Source organism: Xenorhabdus santafensis (assembly GCF_033949405.1).
GTDB classification, from domain to species: Bacteria; Pseudomonadota; Gammaproteobacteria; order Enterobacterales; family Enterobacteriaceae; genus Xenorhabdus; species Xenorhabdus santafensis.
On sequence record NZ_VCDN01000454.1, the window covers coordinates 1 to 240 of the forward strand.

At 37.9% G+C, this 240-nt stretch carries 1 protein-coding gene; it reads left to right on the forward strand.

Going from position 1 to position 240, the window contains the following annotated elements; all coding sequences use genetic code 11:
• Positions 1-240 (forward strand): ribonucleotide reductase N-terminal alpha domain-containing protein (locus tag FE392_RS23060; RefSeq protein WP_319932001.1); only part of this gene is annotated, 240 nt, incomplete at both ends.

Sequence of the window (240 nt, forward strand, 5' to 3'; positions counted from 1 at the left end):
ATGGCAGCATCTAAGTTCTACAAAGATTATGCGTTAAAAACGAATGATCAAAAACAATACTTAGAAAGCTATGAAGATCGTGTAGCAATTGTGTCATTATACTTAGGACGCGGTGATGTTGCGAAAGCAAAACAATTCGCAAGCATGATTGTAAAACAAAACTACCAACCAGCGACACCAACCTTTTTAAATGCGGGAAGAAGCAGAAGAGGAGAAATGGTGTCTTGTTTCTTGTTAGAG